The sequence below is a fragment of the Flavobacterium collinsii genome (assembly GCF_902804485.1).
Taxonomy (GTDB): domain Bacteria; phylum Bacteroidota; class Bacteroidia; order Flavobacteriales; family Flavobacteriaceae; genus Flavobacterium; species Flavobacterium collinsii.
This window is the reverse complement of record NZ_CADCST010000036.1, coordinates 1-16,617: the sequence shown is the minus strand read 5'-3', so window position 1 is coordinate 16,617 and position 16,617 is coordinate 1. Positions and strand designations below refer to the sequence as shown.

Genomic DNA, 16,617 nt, shown 5'->3' with positions numbered 1-16,617 from the left:
TTCAAAAAGATGAATCATAACAACGGAAATTATACATCAGGAAAAATAAGAACAGTGGTTTTTGGCTCGACTTTTGGGCAATTTTACCTCGAATCACTAAGCAATCTCAATGATGACTTTGAGATCATCGGGCTAATTGCCGGTGGTAGTGAACGATCCCGAAAATGTGCTGAAGCATACGGCATCCCACTCTACAATAATATAAGAGAAATAAACCCTAACGATATTGATCTGGCCTGCATCATCCTGCGTTCAGGAGTAATGGGGGGCAAAGGAACCGAATTTGCTCTTTATTGTATGGCAAACGGAATTCATGTGCTACAAGAGCATCCCATTCACCACAAAGATCTGACTACCTGTTTGCGAGCAGCAAAATTAAACCATGTCCATTTTATAACAGGTAATTTATACCCGCACCTGCCCGCCTTTAGAAGGTTTACTGAAGTAGCCAAACATCTTTTCGAAACTAAAGAAGTCGTTTACCTTGATATAGCACTTGCTACTCAGGTCTCCTTCCCGTTGGTTCAAATGATGATTGCTCTTTTACCTAATCCAAGGCCTCTCAAAATACAACATGTGCTAAAAGACTCAGGGCCATTTCAGGTACTTACGGGCGAATGGGGAGGCCTGTCTTTTACCCTTCGTGCTCATAATGAAGTAAATCCGAACGACCCCGACAATCATCAGCATTTATTACACACTATTTCTATCGGATGTTCGGGAGGCACTTTATCCTTGACCGATACCCACGGTCCAGTCGTATGGAAAACCCAACTTCATATTCCGCATAACGAGCTCCTAAAAAATGTTTCCCCCGACCAGCAGCTCAATGAAAAAAGCACCTTGATTCTGGGCCCCGAATTCCCGCCAAGTTATCAGGAAATACTTCAAAAACAATGGCCAAGAGCCATTGAAAAAGACCTGCAAATGATGAAAAATTTCATCACTGGAGAAAAAAAACCGGAACAAAGAGCACACTTAGAATTACTATGTACTCAACTGTGGCATGACTTAACAAACGCTTTAGGAGCTCCAACATTAAAACCGAATGCCCAATATCAGCACGTAGAAATAAGCACACTAAAAGAGCTGGCCAATAAAATCCCGGCCGAACCGGAAGAAATAAACGCATACTAATCCGGCTTAAAAACAAATACTATTAACAACGCTACTATTGTGATATGATTATAAATATAGAAGAAACTGATGTTCAGGAGCTGATTAGCAGCATGCGAAAAAAGAAAATTCAGCTTTGGACAGAAGACGGAAAATTAAAATTCAAGGCGCCGAAAGGCATCATGGATCAAAATACCATTGAACTCCTCAAAGAAAACAAAACTAAAGTCCTTGAGTATCTCGAATCAGAGATCAAAACTATTACAATCCATAACGACCTGTCCAATCGTTACAAGCCGTTTCCGCTTACCGATGTGCAGTCGGCTTATCTTTTGGGCAGAAATCAGGGCTTCCGATACGGAGGTGTTGCCTGCCATCTCTACATGGAACTAAAATATAACCCTCTGGACCACCAGCTTGTTGAAAATACCTGGAATACCTTAGTGCAAAGACATGAAATGTTACGCGCTACGGTTAGCAACCAAGGTTTTCAAACCATTCAAAAAGAAACCCCTCGTTTTAAGGTAAGCTATCAGGACGTTTCTGTATTAGACGTTTTAAAACAAGATTCTGTTCTTGATGCGGTAAGGGCCCGCATGAGCCATCGCGTTTACGATACAGAACAATGGCCCTTATTTGATATTGCGGTCACTACAACGCAGTCGGAGCAAAAGAAAGAATCGGTGCTACATTTTTCAATGGAATTCCTCATTGCAGATTGGATTAGCATGTGGATGCTCATGGCGGAATTTGAAAAACTCTATTTCAATCCCACGACACAACTTTTACCCATAAACCTCAGTTTCAGAGATTACGCCATTGCAGAAAGAGGCGTACGTGAAACTGCTGCCTATGCCAAAGACCGCAACTATTGGCTGAATCGCACAGCAACACTACCTGCAGGTCCCAATTTGCCTATTGCCCGACGCGAAAATACCACTTCCAATCACTTTACAAGAAACAGTACCCTCATTGAAAAAAAGAAATGGGAAAACTTTAAAACGACCGCAAATTCATATGGTGTTACGCCTACTTCGGCAGTCGCGGCAGTGTATGCCTCGGTACTGGAACGCTGGAGCGAAACGCAGCATTTTTGCCTGAATCTTACTGTACTGAATCGTATGCCTCTTCATCCGGAAGTACATCAAATCGTAGGCGATTTCACTTCCGTAAGTTTACTCGAAGTAGATTGGAGAGAACAAAAAACATTCTCTGAAAAAGCAAAGGAAATGAACCTCCAGTTATTTGACGATCTGGATCATACCTTATTTACCGGAGTAGAAGTCCTTCGTGAAAAGACCAAACAACAAAACGGAAGAGTACTTCTGCCTGTTGTACTGACCAGTGCCATCGGCTTACTTGATACCGGTGAAGAAGCAGGGTTAAAAGGACAAATTGGCGACTACAACATCAGTCAGACACCGCAGGTATTTATTGATTGTCAAGTAGTAGATACTGCCCAAGGACTGTCTGTAAACTGGGACACCCGGGATGGTATTTTCCCTGAAAACATGATTGACGACATGTTCTCAACTTTTGAAACCGTACTTAACGAACTTGCCGACAACGCCGGATATTGGAATAAAAAAGAGATGATCGCATTACCTGCCCGACACCAGCAAGAAAGAGATCTACTCAATCATGAAACAGCCAAATTACCGGAGGGCTTATTGCAGGAAGCTGTGATCAAAAATTTTAAAACTTTGGCCGATAAAGTAGCCATCGTTGATCAATATGGTTCATTCCCTTATAAAACTATAGAACAAAAATCGGTTGCCATCGCTTTAAAATTAAGTCAGCTAGGTTGTTCCGAACAAGATATGGTCGCTATTACACTTCCTAAATCACACCATCAGGTAACCTCTGTATTAGCGGTGCTTGCCTTGGGCGGTGTCTATGTGCCAATAGACGAAAATCAGCCTGTGGAGCGACGTGCCAAAATTATCAAAAATGCGGGAATTCGTTATGTCCTTACCACTGACAAAATTAGACAAGAAGGGTATGGAACCGAAGATGATGTACATATAATCGCCGTAGATAGCTTGCCAAACCATACTGAAATTAGCCTTGAAATCCTTTCAGCCAAAATAAAGCAAGATTGCAATGCCCCGGCCTATGTGATCTATACTTCAGGCTCTACCGGTGAACCTAAAGGCGTCGTCATATCGCATTTGGGAGCGCTGAACACGATTGAAGATATCAACAGACGTTTTAAAATGGACCAAAACGATAGTGTACTTGCACTGTCACAACTCGGTTTCGATTTATCTGTGTACGATATTTTTGGACTGTTAGGGCTTGGCGGTACCATCATTTACCCTCAGCCCGATCGCCAGCGGGATCCTTCACATTGGCTGGAATTACTGCAAAACCACCAAATCACATTGTGGAATACCGCACCGGCTCTTATGCAAATGTTTGTCCACTTTCTTGAAAGCGAAAAACAGAGCCTTGGTACCACTCTGACACATTTCAGATTAGCCATGCTGTCGGGAGATTGGATTCCTTTGAATCTTCCTGATACCCTGCTACAGCTTGTGCCTTCTGTACAGTTAATAAGTCTGGGCGGAGCTACCGAAGCTTCCATTTGGTCTAATTTTCATATTTACAAAGGCTTACAACCGGATTGGAATAGCATCCCCTATGGCAGGCCCCTTTCTAATCAGGGCTTCCGCATTTTAGACGAGCAACTCAGAGATTGTCCGGAATGGAAACCTGGAGATTTATTTATCACCGGTACCGGATTGGCTTTGGAATACTTCAATGATCCAGTACTGACCAACGAACGTTTCTTCCCTCATTTTGCTGACGCTGAAAGAATGTACAAAACCGGAGACTTAGGCCGATATACTCCCGGAGGTGAAATTGAATTTTTAGGAAGAAGGGACAAACAAGTAAAAATAAGAGGACACCGTATTGAATTGGGTGAAATTGAATCGGCTCTACTACTTCATCCTGATGTTTCCAATGCTGTTGTTATTGCAAAAGCCAATTCAGAAAACAATAAAATTAAAACTCTGTTTGGTTTTATTGTTCCTGCCAAAAATCAATCTGAAGCGGATCTTGTTTCGGAATTGTTTCAGCTACTGGGCAAAAAAGTACCGTCTTATATGGTGCCTTCCCATATTCAAATTATTGAAAAAATACCCGTAACGGCAAATGGCAAAGTCGATACCAAAAAACTGGAAGAATACTGTGTTTTTGAAGCGGATAAAAACAATATTGGAAATCAGGATTTTCAAGATGAAATTGAAAAAACCATCCACGACTTATGGTGCAGTTCTCTGGGGATGGACACTATTGGAAAACACCAGAACCTTAATGACTTTGGAGCAGATTCTTTGATATCGGCTCAAATGGCCGGAAAATTACGCGATCTGTTTACAGACCGGGGGCACCATAATCTAAGTTTCGACCTGATTCTAAGACAAATTCTGACTTCACCTACTATCGTCGGTTTAGCAGATTTCTTTAGGGATCAGGAACAAAATAATGGCACCTCAGAAAAAGTTCAGGAGATCAAAAAACCAACTCGTATTGGAACACTAACCTATTTTGGTGGTGATCCATCCGGGACACATCGCATTATACTCCATGCAGGAGGTGGTACGCTGGACCGATACAAACACCTGATTCGCGAAATGGTAAATCAATATTCGGGAGCCGTTTACGGGATTTCGGTAGGCGATTTTGATGCCTATTGTGCCATAAACAGCGATCAGCTGGTCGAACGCATTGCCGATGATTATTGTGCTTCAATTATTGAAAATGGAGCAAAAAAAGTACAGCTTATTGGGTATTCCATTGGTAGTATGGTAGCGGTGGAAATGGCCCGAAGATTAAGTGAGAAAGGAATTGAGGTCGTCGATTTGTGTATTATCGATGCCATCCGTGTTCCCTTCAAAGTATACGATGATTTGTTTGTTGAATTCCGCTTCCTTCCCAATCTAGGTCTTACTCCTGCCGATGCCGGTTTTGGTTCTATGAATGGAGAGTTATTCATGGAATGGGTTACCAATACCCTGCAGAACAACAAAAACGAACTTCCCGAGGGTGCGATTTTCAACATGCAAGGCAACAGCGAACTGGAAGAAATCAGCTCGGTTTTCAACAATATGAAAGCAATAAGTCAATCCGATCGTTTTGATGCTTATCTCTCTACTATGAAACGTTTAACGGGGAGGGAAATGCCAAAAGAACTTCTGGAACGAACTTACAGCACTTTTGCCCAAAATTTCAAAGCTTCCAGATTTACCTCACCTCCTTATTTTGGTGACATACGTTATTTTAAAGCAAAAGAACAAGGCTCCACAACCGCTACCGGAATCAATGATGATATTGTCGAGCTCTGGTCCGGAATAAGCCTTGGAAAACTGCAGATCACAGAAATAGAAGGCGATCACCTGGGGTGCGTGGGAGAAGAATATGCTCCAGATCTTGTACACCATTTACGAGATCTTTCAACTAATTAATCCTTCACTGGTATGAATAATAGTATGGAACACAAAGACAAAATCCTGAATGGAAATCTATGGGGCCTGGCATTACGCTTGTCCTGGCCCATCATCATTGCCATGGTTTTGTATGGCCTTAATATGGTTTTAGATGCTGTTTTGGTCGGGTTATTTATAGGCGAAAATGCTTTGGCTGCTGTTGTCATTACATATCCGGTAGTTTCTTTAACTATGGGTATTGGCTCCCTCATTGGTGTGGGAGCCGGTTCTATACTCAGCATTGCTATTGGTGAAAAAGACCATCAGAAACAGGTAGCTCTAATGGGCAATGTCAATTTTTTATGTGTTGTTTTATCCCTGGCCTATCTCCTTTTTGTTTTCTTTAGCGGTCGCATCATTTTACAATTTATGGGAGCTGAAGGCGAAGTATTAAACCTCGCTCATACCTATTTTCAGCACACTCTTTTTGGTGTTTTCTTTTGGGTATATGGTTTTGCTGCCAATATGATTGTAAGAGCAGAAGGCAAAATGAAACTTGCGGCACTTATCATGGGAACGGGATTAGTGGTAAATGTACTGATTAGTTATTTCCTTATAGAAGTATTAAAACTTGGGATAATTGGGGCAGCCTGGGGTATGAATATCGGGATGTTTGTTTATTCTGTATTTGGATTCTGTTATTTTCGCAGCGGGCGGGTTTCTTTTCCGGCACAACCTTTATCTTTTACATATGATACTGTTATTTTAAAAACTATATCCTCTTTGGGAATGGCTTCTTTTGTCATGGTAGTCATGAGTCTGATACAGGCAATAGCCATCTTTCAGAGCATTTCCCGATACGGCAACACCGTCGATTTGGCTGTTTACGGAGCAGCCTACCGCGTATATACTTTATTGTTGATGCCAATTGCGGGTTTTATGAGAGCACTTCAACCTATTGTCGGAATCAATTACGGTGCAGGAAAATATACGCGAACCGTAAATGCCTATATGATTTTTGTCGTCTTATCGACAGCCCTCATTTTGCCCGTATGGATTCTTATCATGGCCTATCCCGGACAAATACTTTCTTCGATGATCAATGTAGCTTTATTAAAAAACCTGCATTATCAGAATTTTCAAGTTTTATTATGGGCTACTCCTGTCATTCCGTTTTTGTTCATGACGATGAGTTTTTATCCTTCCATTGGCAAAGGCAAACCGGCCGTATTTCTGGCGATTACCCGTCAAATTATTTTTTACGTGCCTGCCATGCTTATTTTGCCCGTGCTGTTTGGAATCAATTGGATCTATCTTGCTTCAAGCGCAATCGAGTACATCGTGGCCATTATTACCATTATTATGATTGTTCGCGAATTAAGACAAATGAACAGGCTATAAACAAAATTAGCTTTAACAGGACATACAAATTAAATCATCACCCCCTTAAGTAACTCAGACCATTACCATGAAAAACTTCCCTGAAAATCTACACGCCGCTTATTTTGATGTAGATGGAACATTAACGAAAAGCAACATTGTTGACCCTCTAATGTACATCAAAAAACAGCTAATGTCACCCGCTAAATACACCCTCTGGAAAACGATGCTACCCCTTCGGTTTGTTTATTGGACCGTACTGGACAAAATTAATCGCGAAATGTCAACTGCATCCATCTATCGGCAATATAAAGGTATTTCTATTGAAAAAATGTCTTCTTTACAAGGACAATGCTATCAGGAAAAGTATAAAAAGAAATTCTTTCCGGAAGCATTTGAAACGGTCAGCTCATTAAAAAAACAAGGAATTCCGATTGTTTTGGTTTCAGGTTCTTTAGATCTTTTTTTACAACCTTTAGCACAAGAATTAGGTGCCGTATTACTTGCAACTTCTTTGGAAACAAAAAACGGAATTTACACCGGAAAAATTGCGGGTCGTGCTGTTTCAGGAAAACGAAAAGCCGAACTGATCAACGAACATGCAACTAAAAATCAATTCGATCTGAAGCATTGTGCCTCATTCGGAAATTCGACTGATGATATCCCTATGTTGTGCTCCGTAAAATACCCTGTGGCCATAAATCCGGACAAAGGGCTCATTTCATTTGCTAAAAAAAACAACTGGGATTTTCTAATTTGGTCTTAAAATGCACCTGGGCGGCATAAAACAGCAATCAACCTTTGAGTGAAACTGTGTTTGAAGAAATGGTTTAATATGTTTCTCCTGAAAAAACTATATACTTAAGCTCCATAAAAAACAAACCTGACCGTTTTTTGAAACCGGTCAGGTTTAAAAAATCTATTTTTCTGACGTCTTTACTTTAACATAAATTCCAGTCTTTATCTAAAAATTCATCCTCTCCAGGCTCTTCCGTTTTGTAAGCAATCGCCTCGGGAATGGATGTCTTTGGAATGTTCACATGTATAATTGTATTTTCTTTAATAGTCTCAAGTTGCTGCAAAACTTCTTCAAGTTCGTCTAAACTGTTAACTTCAAAACCTTTGCCCCCAAATACATCTACAAGCTTGGCATATTTCCAACGATGCATTTCATTGTAATCGTAAACACTGTTTAAATCAGGAATATCATAATCTACTTTATCCGCACCACGGAAAGGATTTGGATTCACAAGCATTTGTTCGATACCATAAATACCGTTATCCAGTACAAAAACAATCGTGTCGTGTTTCAATTTATTCTGTGTTGATATTGCCTGGCAGGTTTCCTGAAAAGCACCATCGCCAACAAATACTACCGGTCTTTTATCCGGTCTGGCACATTTTATTCCAGTTGCGGCTGGTACAGAATAACCGATAGAAAGCCAGGATGCCTGCGCCACAAATCCATTAGGCTCTGCAATACGGATGCCCTGAGCACCCAATAAAGGAAAGCCGGCATCGGCCACGAGAATATAAATATTTTTACTTTTCTTTAGTCTCTTTTATGGAAAGTAAAAAAAACAATCTAAAAATAACAAAGAGACCATCGCAGAACTAAAAAAAGCCGTTCAATTGAGTTATGATAGACCAAATTTATCAGAATTCGCCAGAGAGTTAGAGTAACAGCACACAGTTGTATAAATGCGTAAAGAATTCAACGAGTTTGGAGAAGGAAGCTTTTCTGAAAAAGGAGATTTAAAACTAACTCTCGAGCAGGAAAAAGTTCATTAACTAGAGAGAAAAAAAACTCAAGTATATTCATTTAGAGTGTGATATATTTAAAAAAAACAATCGGCTTTTTTTCCAAGAGTGGTCGATGATTTATAGTTTCATAAAAAACAAAGGATAACTATTTTCGATTGAAAAAATGTGCAAAGTTCTGCACATGAGTAGTGGAAGTTATTACTGATGAATAAATAATTACTACTAGGTTGCAACTAAAAATTACTATACGAGAACAAATAACATTGATTTATTTTGAATCCAAGCAATGCTGTGAAAGTTCTAGAGTAAGACAAGAGCTCCAGAATTTAGGTTGCAAAATTTCTAGAATTACTGTGGCAAAACATATGAAACAGCTTGAACTACGAAGTAAGTTAAGCAAGAAGTTCAAAGCGACAACCAACTCTAATCATAATTATTTAATAATCAAAAATGTAATAAACAGAAAGTTTTTTTTGCAAAAATGCCGTGAAAAACTTGAGTTTCGGATATTACTCACATCCAAACTAGGGAAGGATTTATATACCTGACAACTATATATAGATTTTTTAATAGATGTGTAATGGGTTATGTTAAATTAATTCTATATTTAATTATTTTGAAGAAAGTTTCAACAACTTCCTTATCATAACGGTTGCCTTTTCTGCTCATACATTGGGAGATTTGTTCACTTTTTGATAAAATGTATGTAAAGCCTTTATAGATATACTGGATCCCTCTGTCTAAATGAAATATTAATTGTTAGCTCGGACTAAAGGACAGTTACGGAGAGCCTGTTTTAAAGGCGATAATAGTTGTATTAAATGCTTTCATAGTTTCGCTCACCGACTAGCCGATTCTGCATTGGCTCAAGTGGCAAATACGGTAATTTCAACTGCGATGAAAATTTTATGTACAGCTTTGCTCATAGGTAGCTCTTTCAGCCATATATAATAGCAGCTCGGATCGCATCAGAGGCGATTTTGGTATTACTCTGATAATGATTGCTGTGAAACTCACATTAAGTCCAATGCAGACATTACTATGGCACAAGCTAAAATCCACAGCTTACCTCTTTAAATGAGGTGTTTGATTTTACATTTTGTAATACGAGATTCTTGTCCTCTGTTCTGGAATTCAGATTTACAAAGTCTAATTATTGTCTGTGAATTTTAAAAAGGGATAATCAAACATGCATTTTTATTTTATAATTATGTTTAATGAGCGAAATCTGTGTTCTATCCAAGCCGGCAAGATGAAAGATGATTATGCATGCTTTTCTTAGTATTTTCGCGTTTACTTGTTTTTGTAAGATTTTAAGCTTAGTGTTTTTTGATAATCAGATAAATAATATTTTTGAATTGCAAAATATTGTATAAATTTAACTTGAAAATAAAGGGCAGATGGATAGAGGAAGACATGCAGATCCAATTAAAAATGTGCTTGTAATCGATTTGAACATCGAAATTGATGGAATTATTATCACTTTTTCGAGTGACGACCTTTTTGGAGAGGAAAGATGGCTTGGATATATTTACGGATAAAATCAGAAAGGTGTTTCTCAGCTTTGAACAAGATCATGTTATTTGATACCACAATTTTATGATTGGAAGATTTTGAAATGCACCGAAACCCTTTTCTGACTGTTAAAATTGGATACGCGCGAAAGATGAACAAGGTATGTTTGTGGCTTAGGCTGTTTGCGACAATGAAAGCCAGTTTTTGAGGAGTGTATTTTTTAGTATTAGCTTGTAATTTAAAAGTTTATAAATATCGGCATGAGAAATGTGATTATTATTGCTTTTGTGTTTATAATTCCCTTTGCATCATTTGGGCAGGAATATTTTTTTTCAAATTTGACCATTGGAAAAAACTTTAGAAAAAACCAGTGTACCTATAATGTTTCAGGTGTATGGAAACATATCTACAATGACACGGAATGGAGCAGGATAAGCGCTAAAGCAAAAATCGACTATAATTACAAAAGCTGGCAACTTATTAGCGGTTTGACTGTGCTAAATACATTTGACAGTGAAATAGTAAACAGTATTGAATTGCGTCCATGGCTAGGTATTAACTTAAAGAACGCCGTAATTGAAGACTTACAGCTTGAACAGGAGGCACGTCTGGAATGGAGGAGTTTTTTTTATCAAAATAAAAACCATGCCAATTACATCCGAACAACTTTTGATGTGGGTTTAAACTATAATCTGGATAAGATAAAATTAAGATCATGTAGCATTCAGGTTGGATTCATCTGGTATTTTATAAAGAGCCCGATTTTAGGAGAGCGTTATGCTGATTCTCGTGAATTCAGATTTTTATTAAACAGATCATTTACGAATGGAAAGCTTACACTGGGTTATAAACATGAAAAATTTAAGCCTATAGTTTCTAGACTCTCGAATGAATTTCATACATTGGAAATCTCTTACTTATTTAATTGAATAATACCTTTTTTTTAAGGATTGCCAAAGGGACTCAAGCCTCGATGAGGATAAAGATGGATTTTAAAGCGGAGGATAGTAACAGCAGATCTAAACATAAAGACTATAATCAAAATTGGGACACAGCGTATGTTATCATCAATTTTAATTATACTTATTAAAAATTGTATCTTGTTTGTACCTTAGAATTCACTTTTTTTCTAATTGATTAAAAAGTTAATTTCTGGGAGTGAAATTCGCACAATATTGAATTTATCTAAATTTGAGTCCATTTTAAAATGGACTTTTTATGTCTTTTCTGTGCTATTTAGAGTTTTTTTTAGTATTCTGTTTGATTAAGTGACAGGGAAATTACAAATTGCAACATCTTTTATGGATGATTTGAAGCAATTGGCTTACCATATGTAGTGCCTGCCCTCCGTTGGCTTTGTAAATTTGGTTTGGATGTCCCGTTGGGGATTAAGGTGAAAATCTGTTTAATTCCCAAATAATTTGTAGGCAAGTGTTCTAAGATAATTATTTAAAATAGACACCTAGAGAATTTATAACAGAAAGAAATCAAGTATAACGGGGAAAATAAAAAACAAATGATGACAATTGTCTCAGTTGGCTTAATTTAAGAGAAAAAGGAATTAGTAATTTCATTGCCAGTTAATAAAATTCTTAACTTCGTTTTTATTATAAAATTACAAAACTAAAATTTGTAAAAAACCTCAGTGTAATAATGACTTCAAAATTTATTTTATTTTTTATTTTAACATTAACAACTTGTTTTAGCCAAAATATTACGGATCCTTTGCCAACCGCTGAAAAAGAACTTAATGAATGTATTAAAACCAATAGCAAAGAAGAATTAAATTGCAGAAAAGAATACTATCATGAACTTCAATTTTGGGAAATAGAAGTTTTTAATGCTGTTTTAGAGATTACTTTTAGAGATAAAACGGAAGAAGAAAAAGCAACATTTGAAAAAAAACAAATGGAATGGAAGGAGACAACATATTATTACTTTGCGAAGACAATGGAGGAGTTTCAAATGAAACATCCTGGAAAGTTTGTCTGGGATAATGACTCTGCTCTAAAATTGGATGCCAGATTCTTTTATCAAAAAAATGCCAAATATTATACAGATAGGATTTCTTATTTATTAAGTTTAGTAAGAAAGAAATAACATATTAAAAGAAAAAAAAATAATCCTTATTTAAAAAAAATAGAATGTCAAGTAAAAATAGTTGTTCATTAAAAGATAATAAATGTAGCGTCTGCTTTATTGTTTATTTATTTATTTATTTATTGTTTCACCATTATGGAATTTAATCTTAGCTCAAAATGTTGAGAAATATACATTAATTCCGGATGTTAATTTTGAACTTGCATTAAGAGATTTTGGTTATGATCGTGGGGAGATTGACGGGAAAGTTTTAAGCAATGATATTGCAAAAGTAAAAGAGCTTTATATTAAAGATCGTGGTATAAAGGATTTGACGGGAATAAAGGACTTCATTTCATTAACAAAACTTACTTGTCTTCAAAATAAATTGACCTCTTTGGATGTATCCAGCAATCTGGCTCTAACTACTTTATCATGCGAAGAAAATCAGCTAGAAGTATTGAATGTTAGTAAAAATGATGCTTTAGAATATTTGAACTGTTCTAAAAATAAATTAAAGGTTTTTGATATCACTCACAGTAAACTGTTAGTTACTTTGTTTTGTCAAGAAAATCAGTTGGTTGCATTTGATTTAAACCAAAACCTGAAATTGACAACTTTAAGTTGTTCCAAAAATCAATTAGAAGCACTCGATGTTTCCAAAAATACAAGTTTGCGGGACCTAAGATGCGGACAAAATAAATTAACTTCCTTAGATATAAGTAGAAATATAGTTTTAGCTAATTTTGACTGCAGTATCAATCAGTTAAAGACATTAGATTTATCACATAATATTAATTTGATGTCATTCGGATGTTCTGAAAATCAAATAACAGATATAGATCTTTCGGCAAATCTTTATTTGTCGAATTTTTCTTGTAGTAATAATCCATTGAACAAGTTAGATATAACACATAATATTTATTTGAGTTATTTAGTTTGTATGAATACGCCATTGACCAACTTAGATTTAAGCAAAAATATTGCTTTGAATAAAGCTTATTTAGATGAAAATAAACTGAAGTCTCTCGATGTTTCAAAAAATATAAATTTGACATACTTGAGTTGTTATAAAAATCAGCTGGTTATATTAAAAGTTTCCAGTACACCATTAAGCGAATTAGTTTGTTATAGTAACCAGCTAGTTACGCTAGATTTAATCCAAAATCCATTATTGCAAAGTTTATCGTGTTCGAATAACCAGCTGGTTAGTTTAGATATTTCACAAAACCCAAAAATATATGCGCTCTATTGCAAGTCAAATTCACTGATGAGTTTAAATATTAGTAATGGAAAATATAAAATTATCACCTGTTGAAATGCGATTTAAATTAGTGTAGGTATACTTAAATGTTTTGAGAGCTCTTCACGCTATAGGTTTCAATCTTTTGTGCCGAATCCAGATACAAAAGGATCTCACTGCTATCGAGGTTAAAAAGAGGCATAGGCTTTTGCTGATTGTGAAATTAATCCGATTGTCAATAACGGGTTTTAAACTTTTTAGTATTATTTATTGTTTTGATAATTTGTACTACTACTACTACTACTACTACTACTACTACTACTACTAATGCCAAAATTTAAAACATAAGAAGCAGAAACGGGATGATTTATCACAAAAAAAGAAAAATAACTATTTACAATTCCATAAACATAAGTTTGAGTTACTTTATTTTGATAAAAATGAATTGTTATTTCTACTGTTTTTTAGCAACTCTAGGTAAGTAATTAAAATCTAAAAGATAATGTCACCCCTATCTGACTTGGCATCGCAGCAACAGATGACCTTCTTAAACTGGTATCACTGCTCCCATATAACAAATAGTGTTCATTGGTCAAATTTTTAGTCCATAAAAATAATCCATAGTTTTTATAACTTAATCCAAATCTTGTATTTACAATATGATAAGTGGGCTGGTACAGACTGTTTTGAATATCAGTATAATATCCTCCAATGTTTCTAAATTCAACTCTAAACAGTAAATTTACTTTTTCCGAGGTTTCGATTGAATATTGAGCTGCGGTATAAAATGTTGTCTTTGGAGTATTAGATAATTTGTTGCCTCCTATTGGTGTTATAATTACTGAAGCTGATGCAAAATTTATTCTTTTTAAATCAAAATCTTTATATTCAGCATTATTTATTGCATAGGCGAAATCCAATTGCAGGCCTTTTGCAGGAATAATATTAGCTTCCAATTCAATACCTTTTGAGTAAGCATCGCCTACATTTTCCATAGAATAAGTAGTCGGTGCAACTAAATTAGAGAACTGTAAATCCTGCCAATTAATTGTAAATGCTGCTGCATTAAAGTTTACTCTGTTGTGCCAAAAACTGGTTTTGTAACCTAACTCAAAATTATCAGAATATTCAGGATCATAATCTTGACGAACTCCCGCAGGAACAATTTGCGAGCTTATGCCACCAGCTCTAAAACCACGTGTAAAAGTCGCATAAACATTTGATTTTTTGTCAAGATTATAAATTAGTGAGGCCTTAGGAGAAAATGAATTGTATTTTACCGCTTTTGTTACGTCAGGTTTTAATTGGGTAAATACCCCGCCCACAAAAACGGCATCTCCAAAACCATTAAAAATAGACTCACGTTCTTCAATATCGTATCTTGCCCCAGTAACTGCTTTAAGCTTATCTAGAAATTTATAGCTTATTTCTCCAAAAACAGCATATCCGCTGTTATTTCTTTTATTTCTATAAATAACATATTTATTTGGAGCTAATTCATAGGCTAAATTGTTTGTTGGATCATAGCTAACTTGCTTAAAACCATATACCCCTGCAGTGTATTGAAACTTGTTATTTTTGTTAGAAGAATTAATTAAAACCTCTTGACTCCATACATTTTGTGTTGGTAATTTTTCTCCAATAGCACTTCTATAGAAGGATTCGTAATAACCAGGGAAATCCATATTTTTAAACAAAAAAGAAATTTGCTGGAAAGCGGTAATAGAAGTTAGTTCGAAGTTTTGGGCTTGATATTTTCCTGTTAAGGAATAATTAGTCATTTTTCTTTCATGAGTTCCTATTCTGGCCAGGTTAATGACTGTAGGTGTTTCCAAAGCATTTTTTTTTGATTTTTGTGATACTAAATAGCCTGATGCATTTGAAAAGTCTCTTTGATGTTTGACATTAGTGGTAAAACTAAGTTTATGATTAACGAGCCATTTAAAAAAAATATTTCCATATGTATTTTCTTCATCTCCAATGGTTTTTCCGTTTAAACTGGTATCGGTTGACGAGGTTCCTGTGATGTCGTTTTTCATAAAACCATCTTTTTTCAGGAATAAACCATTTAAACCAAAAAATAATTTATCTTTAATCAATGGTGTTTTGATACCAGCTGAATAACGCTGTAAAGCAAAATTTCCGCTTTCCAGTTCTATAAATCCTGTAGTTTTGTTGGTAGGTTTCTTTGTATAAATATTTACAACACCTCCCATAGCGTTGCGTCCAAAAAGGGTGCTTTGCGGGCCACGTAAAATCTCAATACGATCAATATCAGTAAGTTCAAATCCACCAGCCATAATATCCAATGAATTCACATCATCAACATAAGTGGATACAGCTGGGTTATAACTAAATACTTGAATTCCCCTGATAGAATGTATCGATTGAAAACCAACACTAGAGCCTTGATATAAATAATTAGGAACTCTTGCTGTTAAATCAGAGTAACTTACCAATCTGGAATCTGTGATTGCTTTTGCCGAAATAGAAGTGACAGCTACCGGAACCTCTACATTTTTTTGTTCTACTTTGTTCGCTGTTACAATAACCGCTTCAAGCTGACTGTTTTTTGTCCCCTCTTTTTCAACTTTGTTTTGTCCATAAGTATATTGTATTGACAGCGTTAAAAACAAAATAATTTTTTTCATTTCGATAATTATAATTAATTCAAGCAGCTGATTTTAATAGAATAAAAAATATGATTTTGTGTTTTTTTACTAGAAAATATTACCGCGGTTTTTCGGGCGCAAAATTATATTATTTTTTTCCTTGATATAACATTCCAAAAAGAATTAATTATAAATAAATTTTCAAAAACAAGTTTTTAATAACGAGTTCATATTGATTTAAATAAAGCTAAAAAAGAATGCTTTACAATAATTATTCTGTTGTAAAATTTTAATCTTATATAAAAACAAATGGGCTCTCAAGAATGACAACCCATTTGTTTTTTCTTAAATTCATTTATCTTATCTACATTCAAGATGTTTAAATATACAATTCTAAATCCTTTTCTTTAACTTTTTCAGGAAATCTTCATCTAAAAAATTAAGATTAACTTCATACAATTAAATAACAATAGTG

Annotated in this window: 10 protein-coding genes; 8 read left to right on the top strand and 2 right to left on the bottom strand. The window is 35.8% G+C overall.

Annotated features, from left to right (window positions below):
• Positions 1-9 precede the first annotated feature (9 nt).
• From FLA105534_RS00270 to FLA105534_RS00255, 4 genes are all read left to right on the top strand, one after another.
• Positions 10-1,137 carry a Gfo/Idh/MocA family oxidoreductase gene (locus tag FLA105534_RS00270; RefSeq protein ID WP_173964052.1) on the top strand — a complete coding sequence of 376 codons (1,128 nt, stop codon included), beginning with the start codon at positions 10-12 and terminating at the stop codon, positions 1,135-1,137.
• 44 nt (positions 1,138-1,181) lie between these two features.
• Entirely contained in the window at positions 1,182-5,588 is a 4,407-nt protein-coding gene (locus tag FLA105534_RS00265) for a non-ribosomal peptide synthetase (RefSeq protein WP_173964051.1), read from the top strand.
• A 12-nt stretch (positions 5,589-5,600) separates the two neighbouring features.
• Complete coding sequence (locus FLA105534_RS00260; protein ID WP_173964050.1) at positions 5,601-6,950, top strand: MATE family efflux transporter; 1,350 nt, start codon at positions 5,601-5,603, stop codon at positions 6,948-6,950.
• 67 nt (positions 6,951-7,017) lie between these two features.
• Complete coding sequence (locus FLA105534_RS00255) at positions 7,018-7,695, top strand: HAD family hydrolase (protein WP_173964049.1); 678 nt, start codon at positions 7,018-7,020, stop codon at positions 7,693-7,695.
• 175 nt (positions 7,696-7,870) lie between these two features.
• Here the strand turns inward: FLA105534_RS00255 and FLA105534_RS00250 are convergent, their stop codons facing one another.
• Positions 7,871-8,455 carry a thiamine pyrophosphate-dependent enzyme gene (locus FLA105534_RS00250; RefSeq protein WP_246253129.1) on the bottom strand — a complete coding sequence of 195 codons (585 nt, stop codon included), beginning with the start codon at positions 8,453-8,455 and terminating at the stop codon, positions 7,871-7,873.
• 1,638 nt (positions 8,456-10,093) lie between these two features.
• Here FLA105534_RS00250 and FLA105534_RS00245 point away from each other — a divergent pair.
• The 4 genes from FLA105534_RS00245 to FLA105534_RS00230 all read left to right on the top strand — a co-directional run bounded on the left by FLA105534_RS00245 (position 10,094) and on the right by FLA105534_RS00230 (position 13,605).
• The gene (locus FLA105534_RS00245) at positions 10,094-10,234 is read left to right on the top strand and encodes a hypothetical protein (protein ID WP_173964048.1); all 141 of its coding nucleotides are present in this window, start codon (positions 10,094-10,096) and stop codon (positions 10,232-10,234) included.
• Positions 10,235-10,468: 234 nt separating this feature from the next.
• The gene (locus FLA105534_RS00240) at positions 10,469-11,137 is read left to right on the top strand and encodes a hypothetical protein (protein ID WP_173964047.1); all 669 of its coding nucleotides are present in this window, start codon (positions 10,469-10,471) and stop codon (positions 11,135-11,137) included.
• A gap of 724 nt (positions 11,138-11,861) precedes the next feature.
• Entirely contained in the window at positions 11,862-12,308 is a 447-nt protein-coding gene (locus FLA105534_RS00235) for a hypothetical protein (RefSeq protein WP_173964046.1), read from the top strand.
• 367 nt (positions 12,309-12,675) lie between these two features.
• On the top strand, positions 12,676-13,605 hold the full coding sequence (locus tag FLA105534_RS00230; protein WP_217427677.1) for a leucine-rich repeat domain-containing protein: 930 nt from the start codon (positions 12,676-12,678) through the stop codon (positions 13,603-13,605).
• Positions 13,606-14,015: 410 nt separating this feature from the next.
• Here the strand turns inward: FLA105534_RS00230 and FLA105534_RS00225 are convergent, their stop codons facing one another.
• Positions 14,016-16,181 carry a TonB-dependent receptor gene (locus tag FLA105534_RS00225; protein WP_173964044.1) on the bottom strand — a complete coding sequence of 722 codons (2,166 nt, stop codon included), beginning with the start codon at positions 16,179-16,181 and terminating at the stop codon, positions 14,016-14,018.
• Positions 16,182-16,617: the final 436 nt, after the last annotated feature.